A 13,676-nucleotide genomic window follows, 5' to 3' on the forward strand; every position below is an offset into this window, starting at 1 on the left:
TTGCACCGGCCGCCCGGCCGCCCCTATGCTGAGTTTGTGCCGCAACTAAACAAACTGCGGACGGCACTCCCGGGGGGACTTGGCGGCAACACCGCCCCGCTCTCGTCGGCCCGTCTCCGTACCGCGCTGACCGTGTTCTTCGCCCTCGACGGGTTCCTCTTCGCCGGCTGGGTGGTCCGCATCCCGGCCATCAAGCACCAGACCGGCGCCTCGGCCGCCACCCTCGGCCTCGCACTCCTCGGCGTTTCCGCCGGTGCCGTGGTCACCATGACGCTCACCGGCCGGCTCTGCCGCCGGTTCGGCAGCCACGCGGTGACCGTGGCCTGCGCGGTACTCCTCTCCCTCAGCATCGCGCTGCCCGCCCGGACGCACTCGGCCCTGTCGCTGGGGCTCGTGCTCCTGCTCTTCGGTGCCGCGTACGGCGGGGCGAACGTGGCGATGAACAGCGCCGCGGTGGACCTGGTCGCCGCCCTGCGCCGCCCCGTGATGCCCAGCTTCCACGCCGCGTTCAGCCTCGGCGGGATGCTCGGCGCGGGGCTCGGCGGGCTCGTCGCGGGCGGCCTCTCACCCTCCGTCCACCTCTCCCTCCTGACCGGAATCGGACTGGTCGTCACCGCGCTCGCGGGCCCGGTCCTCCTGCGGCACCCGGCGCCCGTGGCGCCGGAGCAGGTGGACGCGACGCCCGCCGGGCGGTCCGGGCAGCGGCTGTCCGGGCGGGCGCGCCGGGTGGTGCTGCTGTTCGGCCTGATCGCGCTCTGCACCGCGTACGGCGAGGGCGCGCTGGCCGACTGGGGCGCCCTTCACCTGGAACAGGACCTGAGCGCCCGCCCCGGGGTGGCCGCCGCCGGATACTCGCTGTTCGCGCTGGCCATGACGGCGGGCCGGCTCAGCGGTACCGCCCTCCTCGAACGGCTCGGGCAGACCCGCACGCTGGTGGCGGGCGGCGCCACGGCCGCCGCCGGAATGCTCCTGGGCGCGCTCGCCCCGACGGCCTGGCTGGCCCTGCTCGGCTTCGCGGTCACCGGGATCGGCCTCGCCAACATCTTCCCGGTGGCGGTCGGACGGGCCGGTGAGCTGGCCGGACCCGGCGGGGTCGCGGCGGCCTCGACGCTCGGGTACGGCGGCATGCTGCTCGGGCCGCCCGCGATCGGGTTCCTGGCCGACTGGTTCTCGCTGCCGGTGGCCCTGACCACGGTGGCGGTGCTGGCCGGTGCGGCGGCGGCCCTGGGTTACGGCGCCCGCAAGGCGGCGCACACCTGACCGGATGAGTAGCGGTACTCAGGCAGGAACGATTCCCCGCGCACACGATGGAGGAACAGCCATCCACGGGGAGCACACCATGAACAGGCCCACCCTCAGCGGGCGGACGATCCGCGCGCTCGTCCGGCTCACCTTCGGGAACGCCGCGTCCCTGCTCTACCTGGGGGCGGTGGTCGCGGCAGCCGTCCTGGTCGCCTTGGACACCCTGTTCACCGCCCACGAGGACGCCTCGTTCGCCGGGGTCTGGCTGTTCCTGCTCGCGGCGCCGACCGTCTTCGTGTTCCTGCTCGGCGGTTCGGCGGTCGGGGCGGAGTCCTTCGGCCCCGCCTGGTTCATGTACCTGGCGCTGACGGTGTCCGTGCTGGTGCAGTCGCTGGCGCTGGGCTGGTTCGTACGGCTGGTGCGCGGCGGCGCCCGCCGGAACCGTGCGGTCCGCCCCCAGGGCGCCTGACCGGCCTGCGCTCCGGGGCCCGCCCGAGTGGCACAATCCGGCCATGGAGATCACGGAGCACATAGCGGCCCTGGCCGCCGAGGGACGCCTGCTGGCGGACGCGGCCGACGAGGCGGGCACCGGGGCCCCGGTGCCGACCTGTCCCGACTGGCGGGTACGCGATCTGCTCAGGCACACCGCGATGGTGCACGCCTGGGCCGCCGCCTTCGTACGCGAGGGGCACACCTCGTACGTCCCCGACGGCGGCGAACCGGAGCTGGACGGAGCGGATCTGCTGGCCCGCTTCCGCGAAGGACACCGGCTCCTGGTGGAGGCGCTGGAGAACGCGCCGCAGGACGTGGAGTGCTGGTCGTTCCTCCCCGCGCCCTCACCGCTCGCCTTCTGGGCTCGCCGCCAGGCCCATGAGACGACGATCCACCGGGTGGACGCCGAGTCCGCGCGCGGCGGCGGCCTCTCCCCCGTCGCGCCCGCCCTCGCGCTGGACGGCATCGACGAACTGCTGCGGGGGATGCACGCCCGCCCGAAGAGCCGGGTGCGCACCGGAACCCCGTGCACGCTGCGGGTCCGGGCGACGGACACGGACACGGCGTGGACCGTACGGCTGTCCGCCGAGCCGCCGACGGCGGTGCGCGAGGAGGCGCCGGCCGGGGCGTCCTCCGCGGACTGCGAGCTGAGCGCGCCGGCCGGGACGCTCTACCTCGCCCTGTGGAACCGGCTCCCGCTGTCCGCCCTGACGGTGACGGGCGACGAGGAGCCGGCGCGGATCTGGCGCGAGAACTCCTCGATCACCTGGTCCTGACACCGGACCGGCTCAGCCGCGCCGGCCCAGGAGGCCCACCGTGCGGGCCAGTTCCGTGACCGCTTGGCGGAAGAAGACCTCGCGGGCCTCCACCACCTGGTTGAACTGGCCGAACACCTCGAAGGAGATCAGCCCGAAGAGCTGCGCCCAGGCGGCGACGAGCGGGGCGGCCACCGCCGGGGCCAGCCCCGGGGCCACGTCCGCGGCGAGCCGTTCGGCTTCCGGGCGCAGCTCGTCCGGGAGCGGCGGAAGCGCCAGGCCCTCGTCGCGGCGGGCCTCCTCCACGATGGCGATGAGCACCATGCCGACGCGTGCCGCGGGGCCGACGGTGTCCTGCGGAGCCGAGTAGCCGGGCACGGGCGAGCCGTAGATGAGCGCGTACTCGTGGGGGTGGGCAAGCGCCCAGGCGCGTACGGCGCAGCCGACGGCGACCCAGCGGGTGAGACCGGTGGCGGGGGCGCCGGACTCCCCGGCGGCGCGGTGGGCGCGCTCGGCGGCCTCGCCGACCGCGTCGTACGCGTCGACGATGAGAGCGGTCAGCAGGTCGTCCCGGCTGGGGAAGTAGCGGTAGAGGGCCGAGGAGACCATGCCCAGTTCGCGCGCTACGGCGCGCAGCGACAGCTTTGCCGCGCCCTCGGCGGCGAGCTGTTTCCTCGCCTCGTCCTTGATGGCGGCGGTGACCTCGATACGGGCCCGTTCCCTGGCTCCCCGGATAGCGCTCATGGGCCTCAGTCTGCCACGCGCACAGAGCAGCGACCAATAACGAGAGCAGTGCTCTTGCTATTGAGCGGCGCTTCCCTGCACACTGATCTCAAGCGAGAGCACCGCTCTCGGAAATGCCTTTCCACCGTGGGGGTCACACATCATGTCTCCGTCGCCGACGCAGCCGTACTACCTGCAGGCCAGCCCGCTCAACATCCGCTTCAACCGCCTCGTCGGATGGCTCGCGCGACACGGGATCAGCCTGCTCGGGTCGCAGGAACTGTCGGTGCGGGGCCGCAAGAGCGGCCGGATGCAGCGCGTCCCGGTCAACCCGCACCTCCATGAGGGTGTGCGCTACCTGGTCTCCGCCCGCGGCCACTCGCAGTGGGTGCGCAACATGCGGGCGGCGGGTGGCGGAGAGCTGCGCCGCGGCCGCCGGACGCAGGTCTTCTCGGCCGTGGAGATCACGGAGGACGCGCACAAGGCGGCCGTCCTCCGCACGTACCTGGAGCGGTGGGGCTGGGAGGTCAACCAGTACTTCCAGGGCGTCACGGCGAAGTCCACGGACGCCGAGATCCTGGCGGCCTGCCCGGACCACCCCGTCTTCCGGATCGCCGATGCGGGCTGACGCACCGGACGGCGCGTCAGCCCCCGCAATCCCGCGTTCTAGCGGTCCATCGCCGAGAGCGCCCGCTGGGCCAGCGGGTGCGAACGGACCAGCTCGGCCAGCGAGGTCGTGCCGCGCGTGACACCCGCGAACGCGTTCCATGCCGGGCGGAAGCCCGTGAGAACGGCGTGCAGCAGGCCCGGGCGCCGCTCGAACAGCTTCAGCATGCGCCGGCCCACGCTCATCTCGACGCCGAGGCCGGCCTTGATGGCGAAGGCGTAGTTGAGCGCCTGGCGGCGGGCGTCCACCGCGTCGTGCGCCTCGGCGACGCGTACCGCCCACTCACCGGCGAGCCGTCCCGAGCGCAGCGCGAAGGAAATGCCCTCGCGGGTCCACGGCTCCAGCAGCCCGGCCGCGTCACCGCACACCAGCACCCGGCCGCGCGAGAGCGGCGAGTCCTCGCTGCGGCAGCGCGTGAGGTGGCCCGAGGAGATCCTGGGCTCGAATCCGGCGAGGCCGAGCCGTGCGACGAAGTCCTCCAGATACCGCTTGGTGCCGGCGCCGTCGCCGCGCGCGGAGATCACGCCGACCGTCAGGGTGTCGCCCTTGGGGAAGACCCAGCCGTAACTGCCGGGCATCGGACCCCAGTCGATGAGGACCCGGCCCGCCCAGTCCTCCGCGACGGTCGGCGGCACCGGGATCTCCGACTCCAGGCCGAGGTCGACCTGGTCGAGCTTCACCCCGACGTGCGCTCCTATCCGCCCGGCGCTGCCGTCGGCTCCGACCACCGCGCGGGCCAGGACGGTCTCGCCGCCGGACAGCACGACCGCGACCGTGCGCCGGTCGGGCACCGCGGCGCCGTGCTGCTCCACCCGCGAGACGGTCGCGCCGGTGCGCAGTTCGGCACCGGCCTTCTGCGCCTGCTCGACGAGCCCCGCGTCGAACTCGGGGCGGTTGATGAGGCCGAAGAGCATCCGCCTGGAGCGGCGGGTGCGCGCAAGCCTGCCGTTGAGCGAGAAGGTGACCGCGTGGATCCGGTCCCGCAGGGGCAGTTCGAACCCGGGCGGCAACGCGTCGCGCGAGTATCCGATGATGCCGCCGCCGCACGTCTTGTAGCGGGGCAGTTCCGCCTTCTCCAGGAGCAGTACCTTACGGCCGGCGACGGCCGCCGCGTATGCCGCGGAGGCTCCCGCCGGTCCGGCGCCGACTACGACGACGTCCCACACGGACGACTCTTCGTGCTCATGTCCGGCGTCTGCGTTCTCGCTGCTCACGATGTGCTTCTGCTCCCGATCCGACCAGTGGCCCAAGCTGCTCACGGCATCCTACGGCGCGTTCTGGCCGAGAAACGCTGTGGGAGGATCGGCCGAGTCTCCGACGCACCCGCGACGCCGCACTCCAGGCGGGCGAGTGACCGGAAACGTACACATAACGTCGCACCCACCAGGAGCGTGCCCCATGACCGGCCGTCCGATTCCCGAGACCGTCGCCTCACTGATGCCCCGCGCCAAGGCGGAGCTGACCGAGCTGGTGGCCTTCCAGTCGGTGGCGGACCCCGCGGTCTATCCGAGGAGCGAGTGCGAGGGCGCCGCCGAGTGGGTCGCCGCCGCCCTGCGCACCGAGGGCTTCCAGGACGTGGCCCTGCTCGACACCCCGGACGGCAGCCAGTCCGTCTACGGCTTCCTGCCCGGCCCGGCGGGCGCTCCCACCGTGCTGCTCTACGCGCACTACGACGTGCAGCCGCCGCTGGACGAGGCCGCCTGGATCTCCCCGCCGTTCGAGCTGACGGAGCGTGACGGGCGCTGGTTCGGCCGGGGCACGGCCGACTGCAAGGGCGGCTTCATCATGCATCTCCTCGCGCTGCGCGCCCTGGAGGCCGACGGCGGGGTCCCCGTCTCGGTCAAGGTGATCGTGGAGGGTTCGGAGGAGCAGGGCACCGGCGGTCTGGAGCGGTACGCCGAGGCGCACCCCGAGCTGCTGGCCGCCGACACCATCGTGATCGGTGACACCGGCAACTTCCGGGTGGGGCTGCCGACCGTCACCTCGACGCTGCGCGGCATGACGATGCTGCGGGTCCAGCTCGACACCCTGGAGGGCAACCTCCACTCCGGCCAGTTCGGCGGTGCCGCGCCCGACGCGCTCGCCGCGATGATCCAGCTGCTCGCCTCGCTGCGCGCCGAGGACGGCTCGACCACGGTCGACGGCCTGACCGCGGACGGGCGGTGGGACGGGCTGCAGTACCCGGAGGAGGAGTTCCGCAAGGACGCCAAGGTCCTCGACGGGGTCGGGCTCATCGGCACCGGCACGGTCTCGGACCGGATCTGGGCCCGGCCCGCCGTCACCGTGATCGGCATCGACTGCCCGGCCGTGGTCGGCGCGACGCCCTCCGTGCAGGCGAGCGCCCGCGCGCAGATCAGCCTGCGGGTGCCGCCGGGCCAGGACGCGCAGCAGGCCACGAAGCTCCTGACCGCGCACCTTCTCGCGCACGCCCCGTGGGGTGCGAAGGTCTCGGTCGAACAGGTCGGCCAGGGCCAGCCGTTCCGCGCGGACACCGGGAGCCCGGCGTACACCGCGATGGCCGACGCCATGCGGGTCGCGTACCCGGGCCAGGAGATGCAGTCCTCCGGCATGGGCGGCTCGATCCCGCTGTGCAACACACTGGCCGGGCTGTACCCGGAGGCGGAGATCCTGCTGATCGGGCTCAGCGAGCCGGAGGCGCAGATCCACGCGGTGAACGAGAGCGTGTCGCCCGACGAGCTGGAGCGGCTGTCCGTGGCCGAGGCCCTGTTCCTGCGCAACTACGCGGCCTCGAAGGCGGTCTGAGTCCCCGCCGGGGCGGGATACGCGTTGAGCGAAGCTCGCCGAGAGCGTAGATCCATGCGGTGGCCGTCCGCCGCCGCTTACGTTCGCCGCATGGATCTCGTAGAAGTGCTTCCGCAGTTGCACATGTTCCGCTTCCCGATCGGCCAGGCGTACCTCTGGCGCGACGGGACGGAGCTGACCCTGATCGACGCGGGCGACGTGAACGCGGCGTCCGCCATCGAGGAGGCGGTGCGCGGCCTCGGCCACGACCCCGCCGGCATCGCCCGGATCGTCATCACCCACGGCCACCGGGACCACTACGGCGCCGCCCAGGAGCTGGCCGACCGCCACGGTGCCGAGATTCTGGCGCACCGGCTGGACGCGCCGGTGATCCGGGGCGAGGAGGAGGTCGGGGAACCGGTGCTCCTGGACTGGGAACGCCCGCTGTACGAGCACGCGCTGACGGTTCCCCCGGCGCCTGCGACCCGGGTCGACACCGAGCTGTCCGACGGGGTGGTGCTGCCGTTCGGGGGCGGGGCGCGGGTGGTCCACTCCCCCGGTCACACGCCCGGCTCCATCGGGGTGCATCTGCCCGGGCACGGCGTGCTGTTCACGGGCGACTGCGTGGCCGGGGTGGGGCAGGTGATGCTGGGCGTCTTCAACATCGACCGGGAGCAGGCCGTGGCCTCGTTCCGGCGGCTGGCCGCGCTGGAGCCGGCCACGGTCTGCTTCGGCCACGGCGGCCCCCTCACCGAGGACGCCGCCGCGGTCCTGCGGGCCTCAGCCGACGGGGACGCCGGCCTCCAGGTTGAGCACGGCTGAGCGTTCGCGGGCCCGGAGCGCCCAGCGCAGCCGTTCGTAGCGGGTGGGCGGCAGCAGGGTGACCGCCTCCGCCTCGGTGACGAACCGCCAGCCGCGCAGCTCGGAGCCGGGGAGCAGCAGCCGTTCCGCGTCCGCCCGGGGCAGCAGCCCGCCGTCGAAGAGGAGGCGCAGGCCTCCGTACCCGGGCGGGTCGGGCGCCTCCCAGTCGATGACGAGCAGCTTGGGCACCCGTTCGAGCTGGATGCCGATCTCCTCGGCGACCTCCCGGATCCCGGCCTGGGCGGGGGCCTCGCCGGCCTCCACGACGCCGCCGGGGAACTCCCATCCGGGCTTGTACGTGGGATCGACGAGCAGGAACCGGTCGTGCTCGTCGAAGAGGAGCACCCCGGAGGCGACGGTCTCCGCCGTCGGCTCGGGGGTCTGGACGATCTCGCAGGCGGGGGCGGCGCCGGTGCGTACGGCCTCCGCGATCCGCTCGGCCGTCTCGCGCGGGGTGAGCGCGCTGTTGTCGATGGTGTGGGCGTCCCCGGTGATCCAGCCGAGGGCCGACCGGTACGGTTCGATCCGGTCGTACGCCCAGCGGCCGGTCGGGTCCACCCCCTCCGCGTCGCCCGGGTCCTGCGCCCGGTGGGCGATACGGGTGCGCAGGATCGTTTCCTCAGGTGAGAGCAGCACATGGCACACCGGTACGCGCCGGGCGGCGAGGCCGCCGAATATCTCGTCGCGGTACTCCTGTCTCAGGAGGGTCATCGGCACGACGAGGACTCCGCCCAGCTCGGCGAGGAGCGCGGCGGCGGTGTCCACCACGAGGCGCCGCCAGATCGGCAGGTCCTGGAAGTCCGTCACCTCGGCCAGTTTCTTCTGGGGCAGCAGGCTTCCGAGCCCCGTCCCGGTGAGTTCCGGGTCGTACAAGGTGCTGTTCGGGATCAGATCGATCAGTTCACGCGCGGCGCTGGTCTTTCCGGCGCCGAACGCACCGTTGATCCAGACGATCACGGTTCCCCCTCTTCCGTAGCAGCCCCCTGTGGCTTGCCCGCAACACCCTGCCGCGAAAACCCGCCCGAGGCGACGCGTTGCGCGGGCGGGACGGCGGGGGCCGCGCACGGGCTACGGCGTATCGCCCCGCCAGTCCCACTTGTCCGGCTCGTCCGGGCGCGGCCCGTACTCCGCACGGCCTCCCGGTCCGTACGCGCCGATCTCGGTGACCAGGGCGGAGCCGTCCGCGAGGGCCACCGGTGTCCACCCGGTCACGTCGAGGAGCAGTCCGTCGAGCGGCCCGCCGACCAGTTCGCGGTACTCGCGGCCGGGCCGCGGGCCCGGGTCGGGGTCTTCGTGGTCGGCGCCGTACACCCGCCGTCGCATGATCTCGTCCATGCACGCAGGATCGCACCCGCCACTGACAACGGCGGGCCCGCAAGGACCGTGGCGGCGCGCCGGAAGCCCCCGCCGGGGCCTCGGGCGACTCCGGCCGGGGCGACTCCGGCTCGGACGACACCGGCTCGGGCGGCGAAGGCTCCACTCACCCCTTCCCGGACCCCAGCGTGAGTCCGGCGATGAAGTGCCGCTGGAGCAGCAGGAAGACGACGAGGGTCGGGAGCGCCACGATCACGGAACCGGCGGCGAGCAGGTTGTAGTCCGTGAAGAACTGCCCGCGCAGGTTGTTCAACGCGGAGGTGACGGGCAGTTTGTCGCCGTCGGAGATGAAGACCAGCGCCCACAGGAAGTCGTTGTACATCCAGGTGAACTGGAGCGTGCCCAGCGCGGCGAGCGCCGGGCGGCACAGCGGCAGGGTGATCCGCCAGAACCGGGTCCACACCCCCGCCCCGTCCACCACGGCCGCCTCCAGGATCTCCGGTGGGAGGGTGCGCATGAAGTTGGCCAGGACGAACACGCAGAAGCCGATCTGGAAGCCGATCTGCACCAGGACGACGGCCCAGTAGGAGTCGAACATCGTCATCGAGTCGGACATCCAGTACGGCAGCGGGATCCGGTTGAAGACGACGTACAGCGGGGTGACGATCACCTGCTGCGGGAGCAGGTTGCCCGCCGTGAAGAGCATGAGCAGGACCAGCCCGCCGCGTATCTTCAGCCGGGCGAGCGCGAAGGCCACGAACGAGGCGAGGAACAGGGTGATCAGGACCCCCGGCACCGCGATGATCAGGGTGTTGACGAAGTACTTCGTCATGCCGGAGTCGGTGAACGCCTGCCGGTAGTAGTCCAGGGAGAGATGGCGCGGCAGCGAGAAGTAGCCGTACTCGGAGGTCTCGTCGTACGGCCGCAGGGACGCGTACACCGCGAGCAGCAGCGGGGCGAGGAAGGCCAGCGAGACCGCCGTCAGGAAGGCGTGCACTCCGAGTCGCCCGGGGCGGAGCCGGCGGCGGGCCCCGGCGGGGGCGGCCGGGACGGCACGGGTGGTCTGCGTGGTGGTCATCGGTCTTTCTCCCCTCGGAGCTCCTGGACCAGGTACGTCGCCACGAATCCGAGGGAGACGGTCAGCAGGACGACGGCGATCGCGGAGCCGAAGCCGATGCGGCTGGCCTCGCCGATGATGTTGTCGGTGACGAGCACGGACAGCAGTTCGAGGCCGTTGCGGCCGTGGTTGACCGCGTACACGATGTCGAAGGCGCGGAGCGACTCGATCACGGTGATCACGCCGACGATGACGTTGACCGGCCGCAGGGTCGGGAAGACGACGTGGAAGAAGGTCTGCGCCTCGCTCGCCCCGTCGATCGCCGCCGCCTCCTTGAGCGACTGGTCGACGGCCTTGAGCCCGGCGAGGTAGAGGATCATCACATAGCCGGTGTGGCGCCAGGCGGCGGCCAGCAGGACCATCCAGATGTTGAGGTCCGGATCGCCGAGCCAGTCCGTCGGGGTCTCCGTGTCGCCGATGACCGCGTTGAGCGCCCCCTGGTCCCGCGAGAACACGAGCTGGGCGATGAAGCCGACCACCGCGAGCGAGAGCACGACGGGCATGTACAGCGTGGACTGGTAGAACCGGCTGAACCGCACGCCGCGGTCGATCAGCACGGCCAGGAGCAGCCCGAACGGGGTGGCGACGAGGCCGAGGAAGGCGAGCCAGAGCAGATTGTGCCGGGCGGCGGGCCAGAACTGCGGGTAGTTCGTGAACAGGTTGGCGTAGTTGCGGGTCCCGACCCACTCGATGTCTCCGATCCCGTCCCAACTGGTGAACGAGAGGACGACGGAGGCCAGGGTCGGGCCCCAGACGATGGCGAGGTCGAGCAGGACGGGCAGACCGAGCAGCACACCGAGCACGACGAGGTCGCGACGGGTGTACCGCCGCGTGCCCCGACGTCCGGTGCGCCTCCCCGAGATGAACGGCACGGCGGTACTCCCGGTTCAGTCCGAGGCGAAGATGGACTTCTTCTGCCGTTCGATGTCGTTGACCAGGCCGTTCACGTCGTCGGGGCTGCTGATGAACTTCTGGATGGCGGGGATCATGACCGTGGACGCGAAGTCCGGGCGGGTGTCGCGGTCGAGGAACTGCGAGATCTGCTTGGCGCCCGAGACGAGCCCGACGGCCTTCTTCTGGATCGGGGTGTACGTGGAGGTGTCCGCCTCGTCGCTGACCGCGATGTTGTTGGGGTCGCCCTTGAGGTAGACGTCCTCGGCCTTGCCGGTGGCGAGCCACTTCAGCAGGTCCTTGGCGCTCTCCAGCGTCTTCTTGTTCTTCAGGTTCTTGGACTTCTTGGCGAGCAGGAACCCGTCGATGGGCGCCTCCACGGCGTCCTGGCCGTACTCGGGGTTGATCACGGGGAACGGGAAGAAGTCCAGGTCGGCCTGTTGGTCCTTGGGGAACTGCTGCCCGGGGTGCGGCAGACCGAGCACGGTCATGCCCGCCTCGCGCTTCTGGAGACTGGCGGCGGACTCCTGCCAGGTACGGCCGTTGGCGCCGGGCTGGCAGTACGGGAGGAGGCGCCGCCAGGTGTCGAAGACCTCCCGGACGCGCTTGTCCGTCCAGGCTTCCTCACCGGCCATGAGGCTCTTGTGGAATTCGTATCCGTTGGTGCGCATGTTGATGTAGTCGAACGTGCCCATGGCGGGCCAGCCGTCCTTGTCGCTGAACGCGATGGGGTCCAGCTTGTCCTTCTTCATCTGCTTGGCGAGCGCCACGTACTCGTCAAGCGTTTTGGGCACCTGATAACCGCGCTCCGTGAACAGGCTCTTCCGGTGGAAGACGGCCCACGGATAGTAGTAGTACGGGGTGAGGTACTGCTTGCCGTCCTCGCCGGTGGACTGGTCCTTCAGGGCGTCGGAGAATCCCGTGTAGTGCTGCCAGTTGTCGCTGATGTCGTACAGCAGGCCCTTCTTCGCGAAGAACTGCATGCGGTACCCGGCGAACCACATGAAGACATCGTCGGGCTTGCCCTGGAGATAACGGTTGATGTTCTCCTGGAAGGTGTTGTGGTCGACGGTGTTGACCTCGACCTTCCGGCCGTCCGACTGCGCGGCGTACGCCTTGAACGCGTCGGCGAACGCCTTCTTGGGAACGGGGTCGGACCCGTTCGATCCCAGGGTGATGGTCTTGCCGTCCCCGCCGGGGCCTCCGCCGCACGCGGCGAGCAGGGCGGGGAGCGTGACCGCGCCGGCACCGAGCGCCGCGCCTCGCAGCAGGCTCCGCCGGGTCATCCGGTGTCCCGCGACACTGCCGGGCAGATCCGATCTGTTGTACGAGTGTGCCATGACCCCGTCCTCCGGAAGGCAACCGAACACAACCGAACGTGCGCTTGGATCTCACCCCCAACATGGGGCGCAGTCAAGGGTTTTGACGAGATGTGGCCGACGGGATCCACGCCCTCTTCCAACAGAGTTCAACACGCTCTAACGTATTCGCTCGTCTTGGCGTGTGCATGTCGCTCGCCTGATCCGGCACGAGTACGGAGGAACGTAACGATGCGTCATCTTCCAAGCCGTCCCACTCGAACGAGCCGCCCCAGAGTCCTCGGAGCCCTGGCCGCCGGCCTCCTGTGTGCGGCGGGGGTGGTGGCTCCCGCCGCCGCCCACGCCCCGGCACCGTCACCGGCCGCCGGGACCCGGGCCGCGAACGGACTGGCCCTCACCCCGCCCATGGGCTTCAACAACTGGAACTCCACGCATTGCCGCGCCGAATTCGACGAGGCGATGGTCAAGGGAATCGCCGATATCTTCGTGGAGAAAGGACTGAAGGACGCCGGGTACGAGTACGTCAATCTCGACGACTGCTGGGCGGTTCCGGAGCGCGATGCCGAAGGGAAGCTGGTAGCCGATCCGGTGCGCTTCCCGCACGGCATTGAAGCGGTCGCGGACTATGTGCACGCGAAGGGCCTGAAGCTGGGGATCTACACCAGCGCCGGCACCAGGACCTGCGACAGCGTGGGTATTCCCGGCGCGCTCGGCCATGAATTCAGCGACGCCCAGCAGTTCGCCGACTGGGGCGTCGACTACCTCAAGTACGACAACTGCAACAACCAGGGAGTCGACGCCAAGAAGCGCTATACGGCGATGCGGGACGCGCTCGTCGCGACCGGCCGTCCCATCGTCTACAGCATCTGTGAATGGGGACAGAACAAGCCCTGGGAATGGGCGGCCGAACTGGGCAACCTCTGGCGCACCACGGGCGACATCAACGACAGCTGGGGCAGCATGCTGTCGATCATGAAGCAGAACCTCCCGCTCGCCGCCGCGGCCGGCCCGGGGCACTGGAACGACCCCGACATGCTGGAGGTCGGCAACGGCGGGATGACGGACACCGAGTACCGCACCCACTTCTCGATGTGGTCGGTGATGGCGGCGCCGCTGCTCATCGGCTCCGACCTGCGTACCGCCTCGCAGGAGACGTTCGACATCCTCTCCAATGAGGAGGTCATCGCCGTCGACCAGGATCCGCTGGGCCGGCAGGGAGAGGTGCTCTCCTCCGAGGGCGGGCGCTGGGTCGTCGCCAAGGAGATGGGGGACGGCTCCCGGGCCGTGGCCCTGTTCAACGAGACCGGCAGCGCGCAGCGGATCTCCACCACGGCCGCCGCGGTGGGCCTGCCGCACGCGTCCGGGTACACCGTCCGCGACCTGTGGGAGCACACCACCCGCAACACGGCGGGCGCCCTCTCCGCGACCGTGCCCGCGCACGGCACCGTGCTGCTGCGCGTCGCCGCCGGCCACCGGTGGGCCGCGCACCCGCCGGCCGTCGAACTCGCCCTGGAGGGCAGCCCGCTGGTCGAGGCGGGCCGCACCGCCGCGCT

General features: G+C 71.2%; 14 protein-coding genes. 7 read left to right on the forward strand and 7 right to left on the reverse strand.

Annotation, left to right across the window (positions count from 1 at the left end; genetic code table 11):
* The first annotated feature begins 36 nt into the window (after positions 1 to 36).
* From G3I41_RS03205 to G3I41_RS03215, 3 genes are all read left to right on the forward strand, one after another.
* Positions 37 to 1,260, forward strand: a complete 1,224-nt coding sequence (locus tag G3I41_RS03205) for an MFS transporter (RefSeq protein WP_164398780.1) — start codon at positions 37 to 39, stop codon at positions 1,258 to 1,260.
* A 79-nt stretch (positions 1,261 to 1,339) separates the two neighbouring features.
* Positions 1,340 to 1,711 carry a hypothetical protein gene (locus tag G3I41_RS03210; RefSeq protein WP_164398781.1) on the forward strand — a complete coding sequence of 124 codons (372 nt, stop codon included), beginning with the start codon at positions 1,340 to 1,342 and terminating at the stop codon, positions 1,709 to 1,711.
* 43 nt (positions 1,712 to 1,754) lie between these two features.
* Complete coding sequence (locus G3I41_RS03215; protein ID WP_164398782.1) at positions 1,755 to 2,510, forward strand: maleylpyruvate isomerase family mycothiol-dependent enzyme; 756 nt, start codon at positions 1,755 to 1,757, stop codon at positions 2,508 to 2,510.
* A gap of 12 nt (positions 2,511 to 2,522) precedes the next feature.
* Here G3I41_RS03215 and G3I41_RS03220 read toward each other — a convergent pair whose 3' ends face one another.
* On the reverse strand, positions 2,523 to 3,233 hold the full coding sequence (locus tag G3I41_RS03220) for a TetR/AcrR family transcriptional regulator (RefSeq protein ID WP_164398783.1): 711 nt from the start codon (positions 3,231 to 3,233) through the stop codon (positions 2,523 to 2,525).
* A gap of 142 nt (positions 3,234 to 3,375) precedes the next feature.
* On the opposite strand from G3I41_RS03220, the gene G3I41_RS03225 reads away from it, so the two are divergent.
* Positions 3,376 to 3,840 (forward strand): nitroreductase/quinone reductase family protein, encoded by a 465-nt coding sequence (locus G3I41_RS03225; RefSeq protein ID WP_164398784.1) that lies wholly within the window; start codon positions 3,376 to 3,378, stop codon positions 3,838 to 3,840.
* 38 nt (positions 3,841 to 3,878) lie between these two features.
* On the opposite strand, the gene G3I41_RS03230 is transcribed toward G3I41_RS03225, so the two are convergent.
* Positions 3,879 to 5,093, reverse strand: a complete 1,215-nt coding sequence (locus G3I41_RS03230) for a geranylgeranyl reductase family protein (protein WP_164398785.1) — start codon at positions 5,091 to 5,093, stop codon at positions 3,879 to 3,881.
* Between the two features lie 184 nt (positions 5,094 to 5,277).
* On the opposite strand from G3I41_RS03230, the gene G3I41_RS03235 reads away from it, so the two are divergent.
* Entirely contained in the window at positions 5,278 to 6,642 is a 1,365-nt protein-coding gene (locus tag G3I41_RS03235) for a dipeptidase (protein ID WP_164398786.1), read from the forward strand.
* A 90-nt stretch (positions 6,643 to 6,732) separates the two neighbouring features.
* A complete protein-coding gene (locus tag G3I41_RS03240; RefSeq protein WP_164398787.1) occupies positions 6,733 to 7,443 on the forward strand; it encodes an MBL fold metallo-hydrolase in 711 nt (236 codons plus the stop codon).
* Here G3I41_RS03240 and G3I41_RS03245 read toward each other — a convergent pair.
* From G3I41_RS03245 to G3I41_RS03265, 5 genes are all read right to left on the reverse strand, one after another.
* Positions 7,402 to 8,439 (reverse strand): NUDIX hydrolase, encoded by a 1,038-nt coding sequence (locus G3I41_RS03245; RefSeq protein ID WP_164398788.1) that lies wholly within the window; start codon positions 8,437 to 8,439, stop codon positions 7,402 to 7,404. The genes G3I41_RS03240 and G3I41_RS03245 overlap by 42 nt on opposite strands.
* A 111-nt stretch (positions 8,440 to 8,550) precedes the next feature.
* A complete protein-coding gene (locus G3I41_RS03250; protein ID WP_143625684.1) occupies positions 8,551 to 8,817 on the reverse strand; it encodes a hypothetical protein in 267 nt (88 codons plus the stop codon).
* Between the two features lie 145 nt (positions 8,818 to 8,962).
* Positions 8,963 to 9,874: a carbohydrate ABC transporter permease gene (locus tag G3I41_RS03255; RefSeq protein WP_164398789.1), complete on the reverse strand. Its 912-nt coding sequence runs from the start codon at positions 9,872 to 9,874 to the stop codon at positions 8,963 to 8,965.
* Positions 9,871 to 10,785 (reverse strand): sugar ABC transporter permease, encoded by a 915-nt coding sequence (locus G3I41_RS03260; protein ID WP_164398790.1) that lies wholly within the window; start codon positions 10,783 to 10,785, stop codon positions 9,871 to 9,873. Before G3I41_RS03260 ends, G3I41_RS03255 begins: the two co-directional genes overlap by 4 nt.
* A gap of 15 nt (positions 10,786 to 10,800) precedes the next feature.
* Positions 10,801 to 12,090 (reverse strand): ABC transporter substrate-binding protein, encoded by a 1,290-nt coding sequence (locus tag G3I41_RS03265; protein WP_164398791.1) that lies wholly within the window; start codon positions 12,088 to 12,090, stop codon positions 10,801 to 10,803.
* 264 nt (positions 12,091 to 12,354) lie between these two features.
* Between G3I41_RS03265 and G3I41_RS03270 the strand changes: the two genes are divergently transcribed.
* A partial coding sequence (locus tag G3I41_RS03270; protein WP_203600108.1) for a glycoside hydrolase family 27 protein occupies positions 12,355 to 13,676 on the forward strand: 1,322 nt, incomplete at its 3' end.

Source organism: Streptomyces sp. SID9727, assembly GCF_010550605.1.
GTDB lineage: Bacteria > Actinomycetota > Actinomycetes > Streptomycetales > Streptomycetaceae > Streptomyces.